At 72.7% G+C, this 13,686-nt stretch carries 12 protein-coding genes; 7 read left to right on the top strand and 5 right to left on the bottom strand.

Going from position 1 to position 13,686, the window contains the following annotated elements; translation table 11 throughout:
- Positions 1-70: 70 nt before the first annotated feature.
- The gene (locus ACFVX6_RS27465; RefSeq protein ID WP_389695815.1) at positions 71-520 is read right to left on the bottom strand and encodes an SRPBCC family protein; all 450 of its coding nucleotides are present in this window, start codon (positions 518-520) and stop codon (positions 71-73) included.
- 215 nt (positions 521-735) lie between these two features.
- Here ACFVX6_RS27465 and ACFVX6_RS27460 point away from each other — a divergent pair, with 215 nt between their 5' ends.
- Positions 736-1,185 (top strand): VOC family protein, encoded by a 450-nt coding sequence (locus tag ACFVX6_RS27460; RefSeq protein WP_389695813.1) that lies wholly within the window; start codon positions 736-738, stop codon positions 1,183-1,185.
- Between the two features lie 126 nt (positions 1,186-1,311).
- Here ACFVX6_RS27460 and ACFVX6_RS27455 read toward each other — a convergent pair whose 3' ends face one another.
- A complete protein-coding gene (locus ACFVX6_RS27455; protein WP_389695811.1) occupies positions 1,312-1,974 on the bottom strand; it encodes a GNAT family N-acetyltransferase in 663 nt (220 codons plus the stop codon).
- A gap of 660 nt (positions 1,975-2,634) precedes the next feature.
- Between ACFVX6_RS27455 and ACFVX6_RS27450 the strand changes: the two genes are divergently transcribed.
- On the top strand, positions 2,635-3,039 hold the full coding sequence (locus ACFVX6_RS27450; protein ID WP_389695809.1) for a transglycosylase SLT domain-containing protein: 405 nt from the start codon (positions 2,635-2,637) through the stop codon (positions 3,037-3,039).
- Positions 3,040-3,116: 77 nt separating this feature from the next.
- Here the strand turns inward: ACFVX6_RS27450 and ACFVX6_RS27445 are convergent, their stop codons facing one another.
- The 3 genes from ACFVX6_RS27445 to ACFVX6_RS27435 all read right to left on the bottom strand — a co-directional run bounded on the left by ACFVX6_RS27445 (position 3,117) and on the right by ACFVX6_RS27435 (position 8,629).
- On the bottom strand, positions 3,117-5,945 hold the full coding sequence (locus ACFVX6_RS27445) for a LuxR C-terminal-related transcriptional regulator (RefSeq protein ID WP_389695807.1): 2,829 nt from the start codon (positions 5,943-5,945) through the stop codon (positions 3,117-3,119).
- A gap of 161 nt (positions 5,946-6,106) precedes the next feature.
- A complete protein-coding gene (locus tag ACFVX6_RS27440) occupies positions 6,107-6,964 on the bottom strand; it encodes an alpha/beta hydrolase family protein (RefSeq protein WP_389695877.1) in 858 nt (285 codons plus the stop codon).
- 477 nt (positions 6,965-7,441) lie between these two features.
- The gene (locus tag ACFVX6_RS27435; protein ID WP_389695805.1) at positions 7,442-8,629 is read right to left on the bottom strand and encodes a PucR family transcriptional regulator; all 1,188 of its coding nucleotides are present in this window, start codon (positions 8,627-8,629) and stop codon (positions 7,442-7,444) included.
- A gap of 187 nt (positions 8,630-8,816) precedes the next feature.
- Between ACFVX6_RS27435 and ACFVX6_RS27430 the strand changes: the two genes are divergently transcribed.
- Genes ACFVX6_RS27430 through ACFVX6_RS27410 form a run of 5 tightly spaced genes read left to right on the top strand, consistent with a single transcriptional unit; the run spans position 8,817 to position 13,683 of the window.
- Positions 8,817-9,614, top strand: a complete 798-nt coding sequence (locus ACFVX6_RS27430; protein WP_389695803.1) for an ABC transporter ATP-binding protein — start codon at positions 8,817-8,819, stop codon at positions 9,612-9,614.
- Positions 9,602-10,402 carry an ABC transporter ATP-binding protein gene (locus tag ACFVX6_RS27425; RefSeq protein ID WP_389695801.1) on the top strand — a complete coding sequence of 267 codons (801 nt, stop codon included), beginning with the start codon at positions 9,602-9,604 and terminating at the stop codon, positions 10,400-10,402. Before ACFVX6_RS27430 ends, ACFVX6_RS27425 begins: the two co-directional genes overlap by 13 nt.
- Positions 10,399-11,289, top strand: coding sequence for a branched-chain amino acid ABC transporter permease (locus tag ACFVX6_RS27420; protein WP_389695799.1), 891 nt, complete (start codon positions 10,399-10,401; stop codon positions 11,287-11,289). The genes ACFVX6_RS27425 and ACFVX6_RS27420 overlap by 4 nt, the downstream gene beginning before the upstream one ends.
- Positions 11,282-12,424 carry a branched-chain amino acid ABC transporter permease gene (locus ACFVX6_RS27415; RefSeq protein WP_389695797.1) on the top strand — a complete coding sequence of 381 codons (1,143 nt, stop codon included), beginning with the start codon at positions 11,282-11,284 and terminating at the stop codon, positions 12,422-12,424. Before ACFVX6_RS27420 ends, ACFVX6_RS27415 begins: the two co-directional genes overlap by 8 nt.
- Positions 12,421-13,683 (top strand): ABC transporter substrate-binding protein, encoded by a 1,263-nt coding sequence (locus ACFVX6_RS27410; RefSeq protein WP_389695795.1) that lies wholly within the window; start codon positions 12,421-12,423, stop codon positions 13,681-13,683. Before ACFVX6_RS27415 ends, ACFVX6_RS27410 begins: the two co-directional genes overlap by 4 nt.
- Positions 13,684-13,686: the final 3 nt, after the last annotated feature.

The raw sequence follows: 13,686 nt of genomic DNA, 5'->3' as shown, positions 1-13,686 counted from the left end.
TCTCCCGCGGTACGGGCCCCCCGGGAAGCGGCGCCGGCGCCCCCGTGCGCCGGGCGGATTCCCATCGCGGTCAGATCTCGCCGCGCCAGGCGCCGGTCGCGATTCCGCGCCCCTCGATGAAGAGCTTGAACCGCTTCAGATCACCCGCGACCTGACGCTTGACGAAGCCGAGCTTGTCGGCGGCCGTCTCGGCCAAACCGTCGGGCACCCAGTTCATGTGCAGGACGACCTTCGTGGTCGTCGCGTCGACCGGCTGGAAGGTGACGAGCCCGGCCTGGCGGGCCTCACCGTCCACCGTGATCCACGCGACGCGCCGGTCCGGGAGCTGCTCGGTGATCTGCGCGTCGAACTCGCGCTGCACCCCGTTCACGTTCGTCACCCAGTGGGTGAGCGTGTCGGTGCGCTGGACGATCCGTTCGACCCCCTCCATGAAGACGGGGAAGTCCTCGAACTGCGTCCACTGGTCGTAAGCCGTGCGTACGGGGACGTTGACCTCGACGTACTCCTCGACGTGCGACATGCGCATCCCTTCCGTGTCGTCAGCAGTCCCGCACCCCCGAGGTGCGGGTCGTCCTTCAGGACGTTTCGAGGCGCGGTTACCCGACCTTGATGGGCCCATGCGCGGTACGGGAACGGACGGTGCGGCGGCCGGGCGCGGACGCTGTCCCCCCAACCGCCGACGGAAGGAGCCCGTGCGGTGCGCGTACAGGCGAAGGCCCAGGGCACACGAGGGCCATGACCGTACTCAAGACAAGCGTCCTCGTCCTGGACTGCGCCGAGCCCGAACCCCTGGCCAGGTTCTACGCCGAACTGCTCGGAGCCGCGGCCGGCCCGGCGCCGGGGGACGGGGAACTGATCCTCCTCACCGGCGGCTCCGGCGTGGTGATCCTCGGGGTCCGGCGCGATGCGAACCACGTGCCGCCGAGCTGGCCGGCGCCGGAGGACTCCCAGCAAGCCCATCTGCGGATCCTGGTGGCGGCCGAGGCCCTCGACGAAGCCGAGCGGGAGGCCGTGGCACTCGGCGCGCGCCCGCTGGCAGCCGAAGAGGACGGCAGCCGGCTGGACAACCGCACGACGCTGCGTCGGTTCAGTGATCCGGCAGGGCACGCCTTCGTCCTCGCGGCCGTGCCTGAGGACCCCGCCGCCACGGCCCCGGCCGGTGACGCGTCGGGGTCCTCACGCTAGCGGCGGCGGGCGAAGGCGGGCACGGACACGGGCACGGACACGGGCACGGTCGGCGCGAAGGCGATGCCGAGCAGGTCTCCTCTCCCAGCCCGTGAGCCGGACGCCGCTCCCTCATCGGCGTCGGGCTCACGGAGACGCGGGCGGGGCTGCGGGCGAGGGCTCGCGCCACATGGGCCAGAGGGTGGGTCCGTCCTGCGGGAGACGGAGCTCGGAGGTGACGCGGAAACCCAGCCGTTCGTAGAAGGGAACGTTGGCGGCCTTGCTGGACTCCAGGTAGGCGGGCTGCCCGAGCCTGTCGCAGTCGGCCAACTGCTGGCGCAACAGCGCCGAACCGACTCCCGTCCCCTGGAGCCCCGGGTCCGTCCCCACGGACGGCAGGTACCAGTGCGGAGTGTCCGGATGGGAACCGTGCATGAGGTTCTCGACCTCGCCGGCCCGCGACATCCCTCGGAGTCCGAAGACGCGCACGTAGGTGGGGAGCGCCGCCAGCTCTCGTACCGCAGAGGCCTTCCAGCGCCCGGGCCCCGACCACAAGGCGGCCGCCAGCAGCCGCCCGTCGCTGGTCGCGGCGACCCGTACACCGCCCGCGCGGGGTCGCTGCTGACGCTGGGCGAGCTCGAAGTAGCGGGCGATCCGGCGTTCCCGATCGGCTGAGGCGGGGACCATCCACGCCATGACCGGGTCGTCGGAGAAGGCTCGGGCCAGCAGGGCGGCGACCGCCCCGGACTCGGAAGGCCGGGCGAACCGGATGCCGTACCCGGCGATGGGCAGTGTCGTACGGGTGCTCATGGGTCCACGCTAGGCAGCGGTCCCGGGCCTCTGCAGCCGCGCACGACGGACACGCCGTACGGACCACCCGGCCACGCCGCCGCCACCGGCCCCGTGATCGCAGGTGCGAGAGACACCAGATCGAACCGTCCCCGGCGTCTGGGCCGGCCCTCGGGGCTGGGGGTCCGAAAGGGGCGCCGGGATGCCGGCTACTGCGGGCGTTGCGGTGGACCGTGTGAATGGCAGCCTTCGATGGGCCTGTGGCCTTCGATCCAGGGACCGGATCCATCCACCCACCTTCCCCCGAAAGGGACACAGCCCACCACGGAGGGTGAGATTCGGGGCTCCCGGCGGTGACCCGCCCCACAGGACCTTGGTCACATACCAAGCGGGATAGTAGTCCTGAAACGGCCCTTACCCACCCCCTCAGACCGGCCCCCACCAGGGGTGACACCCGCCCGGTCGGAGGGGGGTCGTTGCGCCCCGGCTGCGAGGACCACTAGTAAGAGGGGTCGTTGCCAGGCGCGCTCTACCCCCGTAGAACTGGATGAGTCGCAAGGCGGACGGAGATCCCCCGGGCTCACCCCCGGTTCTCCTGCTCCCGCCGACGAACCCCTCTCCTTCACGTGAGTGGCTCACGCATGTCTGCGACTGCCCTTGTCCCCGTCGAAAGGTCCGTCCGTGTCGAACGTCGTCATCCGCCGCATCGCCGCTTCGAAGAAGACCCTCGCGGGTACCGTCCTCGCCCTGGGCGTTGCCGGTTCCATGCTGGCCGCGGTTCCCGCGCAGGCCGCCCCGATGAGTGCCAAGGCGATCGCCCAGCAGATGATCAAGGACCCGGCTCAGTTCGCGGCGTTCAACAACATCGTGTCCCGCGAGAGCGGCTGGGACCACACGGCCACGAACTCCTCCTCGGGTGCTTACGGCCTGGTCCAGGCCCTGCCGGCCTCGAAGATGTCCTCGGCGGGCTCGGACTGGAAGACCAACCCGGCCACCCAGATCAAGTGGGGCCTGGACTACATGAACTCCCGCTACGGCAGCCCCGCCGGCGCCTGGACCTTCTGGCAGAACCACCACTGGTACTAAACCACCAGCGGAACACGGGGACACGAAAACGCCCGGCCGGTACATACCGGCCGGGCGCTTTCGCATACCTAGGCCCCTCACGGCTGTGCGCCGCCCCTTTCGGCCCGGTCCACGAGCCGGGAGAGCTCCGTCCGCGAGCGCACTCCGAGCAGCGCGAAGACGTTGCGCAGGTGGTGGTCGACGGTGCGCGGGCTGACGGAGAGGCTCAGGGCCACCTCCCGGTTGGTGGCACCCTCGGCCACACAGCGTGCGATCCGCAACTGTTGCGGTGTGAGCAGGGCCAGCCCACCCTCCGCTACGGGGGCGGGCGCCTCGCCGGTCGCCCGCAGTTCGGCACGGGTCTGCTCGGCCCAGGCCGGGGCCCCGCAGCGCTCGAAGGTGACCAGCGCGTCCCGCAGCCGGTTCTTCGCCTCGGCCGGACGGCGCCGACGGCGCAGCCACTTCCCGTACAGCAATTGGGTGCGGGCCCGCTCGAAGTCGCCGTGCACCCCCTCGTGCAGGTCCAGTGCCCGGGCGAAGAACGCGTCGGCCGTGTCGTCCGGCGGGGCGACCAGGGCCCGGCACCGGGCCAACTGCGCCGGTGCCTGCGGGTCGGTGCCCTGGGCGGCCCAGAGGGCGAACTCCTCGACGGCTGCCTTCGCTTCCGTCGAAGCCCCTGACTGTACGGCCGCTTCCACGAAGCACGGCAGGGCGAGCATGCGGACGGCGAAGTGGCCGCGCCCCGGCCCCGGCCTGGTCAGCGGGCCGAGCCGGGCGGCGGCCTCGAAGGGCCGGCCGCGGCACAGGTCCGCGCGCGCCGAGGCCCACTCGGCCAGGGTGACGGCTTGGAGGAGCCCGTGCGGGCGTGCGATCTCCACGGCGGCTCCGGCGTGCGCGGCGACGGCTGCCGCGTCGTCCTCGACCGAGGCGACCAGGGCCAGGATCGCGTGCTGACCGGCGGCCACGTTGCGCTGGCCGGCCCGGTGGGCGGAGCGGAGGCCTTCCTGCGCGTGGGCCCTGGCCCGGGCGTGCTGGCCGGCCCGCAGCTCGGCATACGCGAGGTGTTCAAGGATCCGCGGGGTGAGGGAGGCCAGCCCCCGCGACCGGGCCACGGCCAGGGCCCGCGCATTGGCCCGGCATGCCGCCGCGATGTCGCCGAGCACGAGCGCTGCCACCCCGGCCCGCAGCAGGCGGGTCGGGTCGTCGTCGTCCCGCGCACGGTCGAGGACCCGGCGCAGCGGCGGTTCGGCCTCGGCCAGGTGCCCGTCGATCGCCGTGCGCAGCCCCGCCCGGTAGTCGAGCATCGGATGCCGGGGAGCGGCGGCGGTCGGCTGTGGCTGGGGACGCGGATGGGGCTGCGGCTGGGGGCCGGATCGTACGGACGCCACGTGCCGGACCGGCGAGAACGGGTCGGCGGGCTCCGCCGACGCGTAGGCGAAGGCGGGGTCCCGTGGCGGAGTCGCGAGCGGTGCCTCGGCGAGGGCCGCGATGCACGCGGCGGCGTCGCCCGCGGCCCACGCCGCGTCCATCGCCTCCATCCTGGCTTCCAGAGCCGCCTCCGCGTCGGACGGGTCGAGCCGCTCCGCGGCCATGAGCAGCGCCTGGTAGGCGTCGCCGACCGGGCCGTCCCGCAGGGCCATGCTGCCCCGCACGAGTTCCGTGCGGCCCTGCACCGCATCGGGGGACGCGCCCTCCCGGGTGGCCGCCAGCAGCCGGTGCGCCCTGCGGGGATGTCCCGACAGACGGGCGTAGTCCGCCGCGGCGGTGAGGCGTGCGGTACGGGCATCCTCGTGGGCGGTGAGCTCGGCGGCCCTGGACAGGGCGGCCGAGCGTTCCATTCCGGACGTCGGCGTGCCGGGAGCGGCCGCCTCGACGAGGCCGGCCGCGAGGCCGGCGTCGGGCCCTTGCACGGCCAGGGCGAGGTGGAGGAGGTGGCGCAGGCGAAAGCGGTCGGCGTCGATGACCGAGGCGAGCAGCGCGTGGGCGGCCCGCCGCTGCGAGGACGGCGCGCCGGAGTAGGCCGTCCGGCGGAGCAAGGAGCCCGCGAAGGCGATGCGGTCCCCGTCGTGGTGCACCAGCCTCGCTGCCTCGGCGGGGTCCAGCGCGGCAGGGTCCAGTCCGGCTTTGCGGGCGGCCCGCAGGACCAGGGAGGCATCCGCCCCGGCCGCGTCGGGATCGGGCTCGTGCGCGGCCGCCACCAGGAGCAGGAGCTGTCGGGTGGGGGAGGGCAGCGGGGCGAGGCGGCTCCCGAAGACGGCCCACAGGGCGCCGCCGTCCACGAGCGGACGGGGCAGCGGCCGATGGCCGCCGAGCTGATCCGGTGTCAGGCGCTGGGCGAGGGCCGTCAGGACGGCCGGGTTGCCTTCGGCCTCGGACAGCAACTCCGAGCGTACGGAAGGGTCCAGGCCCCCCTCGGTGAGGTCGCGGAGCAGGGCCGTCGCCGCGCCGTCGTCGAGCGGGCCGAAGCGGACCACGGGCAGCCCCGCGAATTCGGGATCGTCCGCCCGGTGTTCCGCGACCGAGAGCAGGAGTCCGATCGGGCGCGCGGGGTCGGGACGCCGTGCGGCCGAGCCGAGGACGGCCCGTGAGGGCGCGTCCCACAGGTGTACGTCGTCCACGCAGACCAGCAGCGGATCTTCCTCGGGGACGTACTGCCCCAGCAGTTCGGGCAGTCCGGCCGGCCGGGCCGTTCCGAAAGCGGCCCGCGGCGGCGCCGCGCCCCTCCTTTCGGCCGCCGCGCACAGCAGTGCGTGCATGCCGTCGTAGGGGCGAGGCTCGCCGGGGAGGCGTCGGGGGCGCAGGACCGGTCCGAGCGTGAACTCGTTGGCGGCCCATGCGAGAAGAGCGCTGCGGCCGAGGCCGGGCTCCGCCACGAGCAGCAGCGCCCCGCCGTGTCGGGGCCGGAGCTGATCCGACAGGGCGGCCACAGCTGCCAGTTCGGTCGTGCGGCCGTAAATCCGGCAAGGACTTGCCACAGTCGTGTGTCCGGTCACGCCGGTGAGGTTACTGCCGTGTAAACAATGGCGGAAGACCGGACGCAGCAGGTGGGAGGCCGAAACGGAACGACCTCCCGCCTACCGGCGGCGATTCAGGAAGTGTGGGGGCAGTTGCCCCGGTACTCCTCGATGGTCAGGCTCGGGCTCGGCACCGGGCAGAGGAACTGCTCGTAGCGGGTGTCGTTGTCGATGAACCGCTTGAGCCACGAAATGCTGTACTTCGCGATCGTGGTGTCCGAGCTGTTCGGGGTGAAGTGCGTGGCGTTGTTGAGTTCCAGGTACGCCTTGTCGAGCGAGCTGGGGAGGCTCGTGTAGAAGGGCTCCGAGTGCGTGAGGACCGGTGCGACCGTGTCGCCGTCGGCCCCGACGATCAGGGTGGGGGTCTTGATCTCGGGCCAGGACTTGTCGGTGTTCCAGCCGGTGAGCGCGATCGCCGCCTGCAGCGAGGGCCGGCTCTTGGCGGCCTCCAGCGTGCCGCCGCCGCCCATGGAGTGGCCCATCACACCGAGCCGGCTGCTGTCGATCCTGGTGCGGACGGTGCTGCGCTCCGTCAAGTAGTCCAGGGCGGAGAGCAGTTGGCGCCCCCTGCTGTCGGGCTGGTCGAGGGTGGTGAGCGTGTCGATGGTCAGGACGATGAAGCCCTGGGAAGCCAGGCGCGGGCCGAGCCAGGCGATCGACGACTGGTAGGCGGTGAAGCCGGGTGAGATCACCACGGCACCGAAGGTCCCGTCCGCGGTGGACGTCGGGTAGTAGATGGTGCCGCCGCCGAAGCCGGTGACCCCCAGGGAGGAGACGTTGGTCTGCGACACCGCGTAGGAGCCGCGGAGGGCCTCGATGCTCGAGTTGGTCGGCGCGGGGCCCCGCTCGTACGGGTTGGCCGCGGCCTGTGCTCCGGACGCAGTGAACGTGGCGATCGCGCCGATCGTCACGAGCGCAGCCAGTCCGGACACGAGCGAACGGAGCCGCGTCCCGCCGCGGGCGGGGTCGACGGACCGCCCCCTCGTACCGGCGGCGCCGTGGTCGGAGTGGGCCTGGTGGGCGTTCTCGGAGTGTTGCTGCTGCACGACGGAGTCGTCCTCTCGGTCGTGGCGGAGCCGTCCCGGCGGTGGCCCGTGCCCGGCTGAGTGCCGAGTCCGTGCCGCCTGACGGTGGTTCCCGCCGCTGTCGCTGGCCGGACCACTGTCACGGCGCACTCCGCGACCGCACATCGGTGGAATCACCGGTCTCGCCGACGGAATCACCGGTCTCGTCGGTGGACGTACCGGGGCGCCGCAGGACGTACCGGTCTCGTCGACGGGTGCACCGGTCCCGCCGGCCGGGCGCACCGTCCGCCGCCCCCCACGCTGCGCCCGACGCTGCGCCCGACGTACCGCCTGATGCCGCGCCCGACGTACCGCCCGACGCACCGGTCACGCCGCCGGGCCCGCTCAGCCTCCCGACAGCCGGTACGCGTCCCGCGCCAGGGTCAGCGCGATCAGGTCCCGGGGACGGGACAGGGACTTCGACGTCAGGTGCTCCAGTCGGCGCAGCCGGTTGAAGACCGTATTGCGGTGGCAGTACAGGCGGCTCGCCGCGCGGCCCGCCGAACCCTCCGCCGCCAGCCAGGCGTCGAGGGTCTCCAGCAGCATCGCCCGGTCCGCCGGGTCCAGCTCCAGCAGGGGGCCGAGCACCGCCTGGACCAGCTCGGTCGAGAGCTCGGGCTGGCGCACCACCAGGGCCATGGGCAGCCGGTCGGACAGCTGCACCAGCACCCGTTCGTCCTGCCCGCAGGTCCGCAGCGCCGTCTCCGCCAGCCGCCGGGCCCGGCCCAGCTCGGCCAGCCCGTCCACCACAGGGCTGATCCCGCCCGGTCCCGGGCAGCGGTCCGCGAGCTCCGCCGCCAGCTCGGCCGGCGAGGAGTCGCCCAGCGCCACCACGGCCAGCTCCCGCTCCGTGCGCATCCGCCAGAACAGCCGCATCCCGCCCGCCGCCACCACCCGGTGCACCGCATCGCCGCGGTCGGCCGGCAGCACCACCACCGCGTACCGCCCCTGTTCCGGCAGGTCCAGGGCCAGTGCCACCTGGGCGGCCAGGGCCGGTGCGCTGTCCCCCTCCAGCAGGGCGTCCAGCAGGGCCTGGGCCCGCTCGTCGCTGCGCCGGCGCATCTCCAGCTCCGCGGTGCGGTACGCCTCCGCGGTCGCGGCGGCCTGCTGCTCGATCCCCGCCCACATGGCCCCGGCCGCGCGGGCCAGCACGGGCAGCGCCTCCGGCTCCTTCTCGGTGACGATGTCCAGCAGCGCGTCCCAGGTGAGCCGGCCCGCCCTGCGGTACGCGTAGAGCAGCAGGTCCAGCGGCAACCCCTGCTCGGCGCGTCGTCGGCCCAGTTCCTCCGCGTACGAGAGGTCATGGCGCGGGGCCGACCGGCGTGCGGCGAAGGCCTCGATCCCGTAGTGCATGGCCTTGCTGACCTGGCTCCAGTGTTCGTCCCGCGGAACGGCCAGGTCGAAGAGCGGCGAGTGCCTCGCCAGGTCCCCGATGAGCTGATCGGTGAGTCCGGGAATGTCGGTGATCAGTACGTCCGCTGCCGACAGCAGGACCGACCACTCCTGTTCCGTGCGTGTTCTGCGTCCACCCATGGCCGCCGAGGATGTCACCCGGCCCCCCGCCGCCGCCAGGGGCGTGCGCGGCCGGTCTGTGCCCGTGCACAACGCGCGAGTTCCAAGGCTGGTCATCGGCAGCGATTCCGCATCCGCCGGTGGACGCCCGCCCCGTCACGGTGCTGGTCTGTGCGCCAGCACAAGGCTGCCCAGAGGAAGGAAACACGTGGGTTCGCTACAGGTACGCGCGCTCTCCGTCGGCTACGGGCCGGTCCGGGCACTGCGCTCCGTATCGCTCGACGTGCCCGCCGGCGCAGTGGTCGTCGTACTCGGTGGGAACGGCGCCGGGAAGTCGACGCTGCTGCGCGCGGTGTCCCGGACGCTCGGCTTCCACCGGGGCACCGTGACGGACGGCACTGTCACTTTCGACGGCAAGCCGCTGGACGGGCTCAGCCCGGACCGGGTCGTCGCCGCAGGGGTGGTCCAAGTACCCGAGGGACGCAAGATCTTCACCCGCATGACCGTCGCCGACAACCTGCGGGCCGGCGCCCTGGGAGGCCGCGCCGGATCCCGCGCCGACCACGCCCGCTCCCTGGCCCGAGTGCACGAGCTGTTCCCCGTACTGGCCCAGCGGGCCCGGCAGCGGGCCGGACTGCTGTCCGGCGGCGAACAGCAGATGCTTGCCCTGGGCCGGGCGGTGATGGCCCGCCCGCGGCTGCTGCTGCTCGACGAACCTACGCTCGGGCTGGCGCCCAAGATGGCCGTCACCATCGCCGAGACCATCACCGAGATCAACGCCTCGGGCGCCTCGGTCCTCCTCGTCGAGCAGAACGCCGCCCTGGCGCTGCGGCTCTCCTCCCACGCCTACGTCCTGGAGGTCGGCGAGGTCACCCTCGACGGCCCGGCCGCCGAGCTGGCCGCCTCGGACGAGGTACGGCGCCGCTACCTCGGCATCACCGACGAAGGCGCACCGGCGCCGGCGAGCGCCGGGGCCCCGCGGGAATTGCGCAGGTGGTCCGCGTGAGCGAGTCCTCGTCCCCGCCGGCGCTGACCGTCACCGACGTCACCGTCCGCTTCTCCGGGCTGACCGCGCTCGACTCGGTCTCCTTCACGGTGGACCCCGGCAGCGTCCACGCCGTCATCGGACCCAACGGAGCGGGCAAGTCGACCTGCTTCAACGTACTGTCCGGGGTGTACCGGGCCACCGCCGGAAGCGTGCACTTCGGCGCCGCAGAGCTCACCGGCCTCGCCCCGCACGCCGTCGCCGACCTCGGCATCGCCCGCACCTTCCAGAACCTGGCGCTGCCCCCGCACACCACCGTCGCCGACAGCCTCCTGCTGGGCCGCCACCGGCTGATGCGGACCGGGTTCCTGGCCGCCGGACTCCGGCTGCCCGCCGCCGCCCGCGAAGACCGTCGGCACCGCGAACGAGTCCGGGAAATAGCCGAGTTCGTGGGCCTGGAGGACGACCTCGCGGCGCCCGCCGGCTCCCTCCCGTACGGAAAGCAGAAACTCGTCGAACTGGCCCGGGCCCTGTGCATGGAACCCAAGCTGCTACTCCTCGACGAACCCGTCGCCGGCATGACCGCCGACGAGAGGCAGCGCACCGCCGCCGTCATCGCGGGCGTGCGGGACGGCCTGGGCATCTCGATCGTCCTGGTCGAACACGACATGGGGGTCGTGATGCGGCTCGCGGACGCGGTGACCGTACTCGACTTCGGCAAACGCATCGGCGGCGGAACTCCCGCGCAGGTGCAGAACGATCCCGCGGTCATCCGCGCATACCTCGGAGAGGAGGAACCGGCCGCATGACCACTTTCCTCGAACTGCTCCTCGGCGGGCTCTCCATGGGCTCCGTCTACGCACTGATCGCGCTCGGCTTCGTGGTCATCTTCAAGGCCACCGAGGTGGTCAACTTCGCCCACGCCTCGCTGCTGCTAGCCGGCGGGTACGTCACCGCCACCCTGCACGAGGAGCTCGGATTCTGGGGCGCCCTCCTGGCCGGCACCCTCGCGGCCGCCGCGGTCGGGGCGGCCATCGAGTTCCTGGTGATGCGGCGCTACCGGGGCCAGGACCAGAGCGTGCTGGCCATCGTCACCATCGGCGTCGACATCCTCCTCATCACCGACCTCACCCGGCGCATCGGCACCGACGTGCTCTCGCTCGGCGATCCCTGGGGCGACCGCGTCGTCCACCTCGGACCGGTCGTCGTGCCCCAGACCCGGATCGCCGCGATCCTCGCCGCCGGGCTGCTGATCACCGTGTTCCTGCTCGTCTTCCGCCACACCTCCTGGGGCGTCGCCATGCGCGCCGCCGCCGAACAGCCCGAAACGGCCGCGCTGATGGGCGTACGGCTGGGCCGGGTCTCCCTCGCCGCATGGGCGGTGGCCGGGGCGCTGGCCGCCGTCGCCGCCCTCTTCCTGACCGTCTTCCCCACGCCCGGCCTGGAGCGGGCCACCTCCCTCGCCGCCCTCAAGGCCTTCCCGGCCGCGATCCTGGGCGGGCTCGACTCCACCAGCGGCGCACTGGCCGGCGGCCTGATCGTCGGAGTCACCGAGGCAATGGCCACCGGCTACCAGGGCCAACTGGCCTTCCTCGGGCGCGGCATCGGCGACCTGGCCCCGTACCTGGTGATGGTCGCGGTCCTGCTGATCCGTCCCGCCGGACTCTTCGGCACGAAGGAGCTCGCCCGTGTCTGACACCCGCAGCCCCGTGCTGCACCCCGAGGCCGTCGCCCCGGTGGCGGCCTCCCGGCCCCGGCTGCTCAGCACCCGGAACGCGGCGTCGGCAGCCGCCGTCCTGGTCCTCCTTGTACTGCCGTTCTACCTCGACCGGTTCTGGCTGCAAGCCGGGCTGTTCGCCATCGCCGCCGCCATCGGGGCCATCGGGCTCAACCTGCTCACCGGAGCCACCGGCCAGCTGTCGATGGGCCACGCCTTCTTCCTCGCCGTGGGCGCCTACGGGTACTGCGCGCTCGCCGGGGACGGCAGTACGGCGGGCAGCCACAAGCTGGTCGGACTCGGTCTGCCCAGCTGGCTCGCCGCCATCCTGGCCGTCGCCCTCGCCGGGGCGGCGGGAGGCCTCTTCAGCCCCATCGCCGGCCGGCTGCGCGGCGCGTACCTCGGCATCGCCACGCTCGCGCTGATCTTCATCGGCCAGCACGTGCTGTTCAACGCCACCAGCGTCACCGGCGGGTTCAACGGCCGGGAGGTGGAGCCGCTGTCCCTCTTCGGCTTCACCTTCGACGACACCGAGACCGTCATCGCCGCGGTCCCCTTCCAGTCCGCCGAGAAGCTCTGGTACGTCGCCCTCGCAGCCCTCCTCGCCGGGGCCCTGTTCGCCCGCGGGGTCCTGCGGGGCCGGCCCGGCCGGGCCATGAACGCCCTGCGCGACCACAGCATCGCCGCCGGGGTGATGGGTGTGCCGGTCGCACGGTACCGGGCCGCCGTCTTCGTCCTGTCGTCCATGTACGCGGGGCTCGCCGGTGTCCTGCTGGCCCTGGTCTTCCAGCGCACCGTGCCCGACTACTTCGGCATGGTGCTGTCCCTGGAGTACCTCGCCATGATCGTGATCGGGGGCCTGGGCACCGTCTCGGGAGCCGTCGTGGGCGCCGTCTTCGTCTCCCTCCTGCCCCAACTCCTCACCCGCTACAGCGACGCCCTGCCGCTGGTCTCCGCCCCCGGAACGGGCGGTGTCTCGCCGGGCGAGGCCTCGCGCTACCTGTACGGAGCGGCCGTCGTCGTGGCCGTCCTGTTCCTGCCCGGCGGTCTCACCGGCATCACCCGGATCGTCCGCACCCGCACCCGCACCACACCCTCGAAGGAGCGAACGTGAACAGAAGAAGGCACGCTGCCGCGATCCTGGCGGCCGCACTCGTCCTGACCGGCGCCGCCGGGTGCAGTGGCAAGGCCAAGACCGCCGATGGCGACAAGCCCGCCGCCGGCGGGGTCAAGACGGGCCTCGGGGTGAGCGACAAGGCCATCAAGCTCGGCGCGCTCACCGACATGACCGGCGTCTACGCCTCCCTCGGCAAGAGCGTCACCCAGGCCCAGCAGCTGTGGGCGAAGCAGACCAACGCGGCGGGCGGCATCTGCGGCCGCACCATCGAGCTGACGGTCCGCGACCACGGCTACGACCCGCAGAAGGCCCTCGCCGCCTACACGGAGCTGGAGCCCTCGGTGCTGGGCTTCGCCCAGTTCATCGGCTCCCCGTTCGTCTCCGCCGTCAAGCAGCGGATCGACGGTCAGGACAAGGGGCTGGTCATCCCGCAGGCCTGGTCCGCCTCCCTGCTCGGCAGCCCGTACATCCGTACGGTGGGCGCGACGTACGACATCGAGACCATCAACGCGGTCGGCTATCTCCTCGACCAGAAGCGGATCGCCTCGGGCGACAAGATCGGGCACGTCTACTTCGAGGGCGACTACGGCGAGAACGCGCTGACCGGGGCCAAGGCCATTGCCGCGGAGGCCGGCCTGACCATCGTCGAACAGAAGATCAAGCCGACCGACAACGACATGACGGCCCAGGTCGCCGCGCTCAAGCAGGCCGGGGTCAAGGCCGTGGTCATCAGCGCGGGCCCCCGCCAGGCGGCCTCGCTCGTCGGAGTCGCCGCAGCGGGCGGATGGGGCGTCCCGATCGTCGGCAACAACTCGGCCTTCTCCCCGCAGCTCCTGGCCACCCCGGCGGGCGCGGCCCTGCAGAAGGACTACTACGTCGCCTCCTCGGCCCTGCCGATCGGCTCGACCGAGGCGGGCCCGGCGGCCCTGGCCGCCGCGTACAAGGCGGAGTACCCGGACTCGGGCCTGGACAACGGCGTGGTGGCCGGCTTCACCGCCGGCACCCTGTTCGGGGAGGTGCTGAAGAAGGCCTGCGCCGACAAGGACCTGACCCGCGAGGGCATCCGCGCGGCGCTGCTGAGCCTGAAGTCCTACGACAACGGCTTCGGCATCACCCACGACTTCTCGGACCCGAAGGCCCCCTCCACCCGAGAGAGCGTGATCCTGAAGCCCGATGCGACGGTCCCGGGCGGCATGAAGGTGGTCAAGGAGGCCAGCGCGGCGCCCGCCGCGACGAAGTTCACGCCCGCTTCCTGAGCA

This window comes from Streptomyces sp. NPDC058289 (assembly GCF_042880975.1).
Classification (GTDB): Bacteria; Actinomycetota; Actinomycetes; order Streptomycetales; family Streptomycetaceae; genus Streptomyces; species Streptomyces stoeckheimensis.
The sequence above is the reverse complement of the archived record's forward strand: the minus strand, read 5'-3'. Positions and strand labels throughout refer to the sequence as shown.

Coding starts and splice junctions, on each gene's coding strand:
- ACFVX6_RS27460 (WP_389695813.1), top strand. CDS start 736: ATGACCGTACTCAAGACAAGCGTCCTCGTCCTGGACTGCGCCGAGCCC.
- ACFVX6_RS27435 (WP_389695805.1), bottom strand. CDS start 8,629: ATGGGTGGACGCAGAACACGCACGGAACAGGAGTGGTCGGTCCTGCTG.
- ACFVX6_RS27455 (WP_389695811.1), bottom strand. CDS start 1,974: ATGAGCACCCGTACGACACTGCCCATCGCCGGGTACGGCATCCGGTTC.
- ACFVX6_RS27420 (WP_389695799.1), top strand. CDS start 10,399: ATGACCACTTTCCTCGAACTGCTCCTCGGCGGGCTCTCCATGGGCTCC.
- ACFVX6_RS27465 (WP_389695815.1), bottom strand. CDS start 520: ATGTCGCACGTCGAGGAGTACGTCGAGGTCAACGTCCCCGTACGCACG.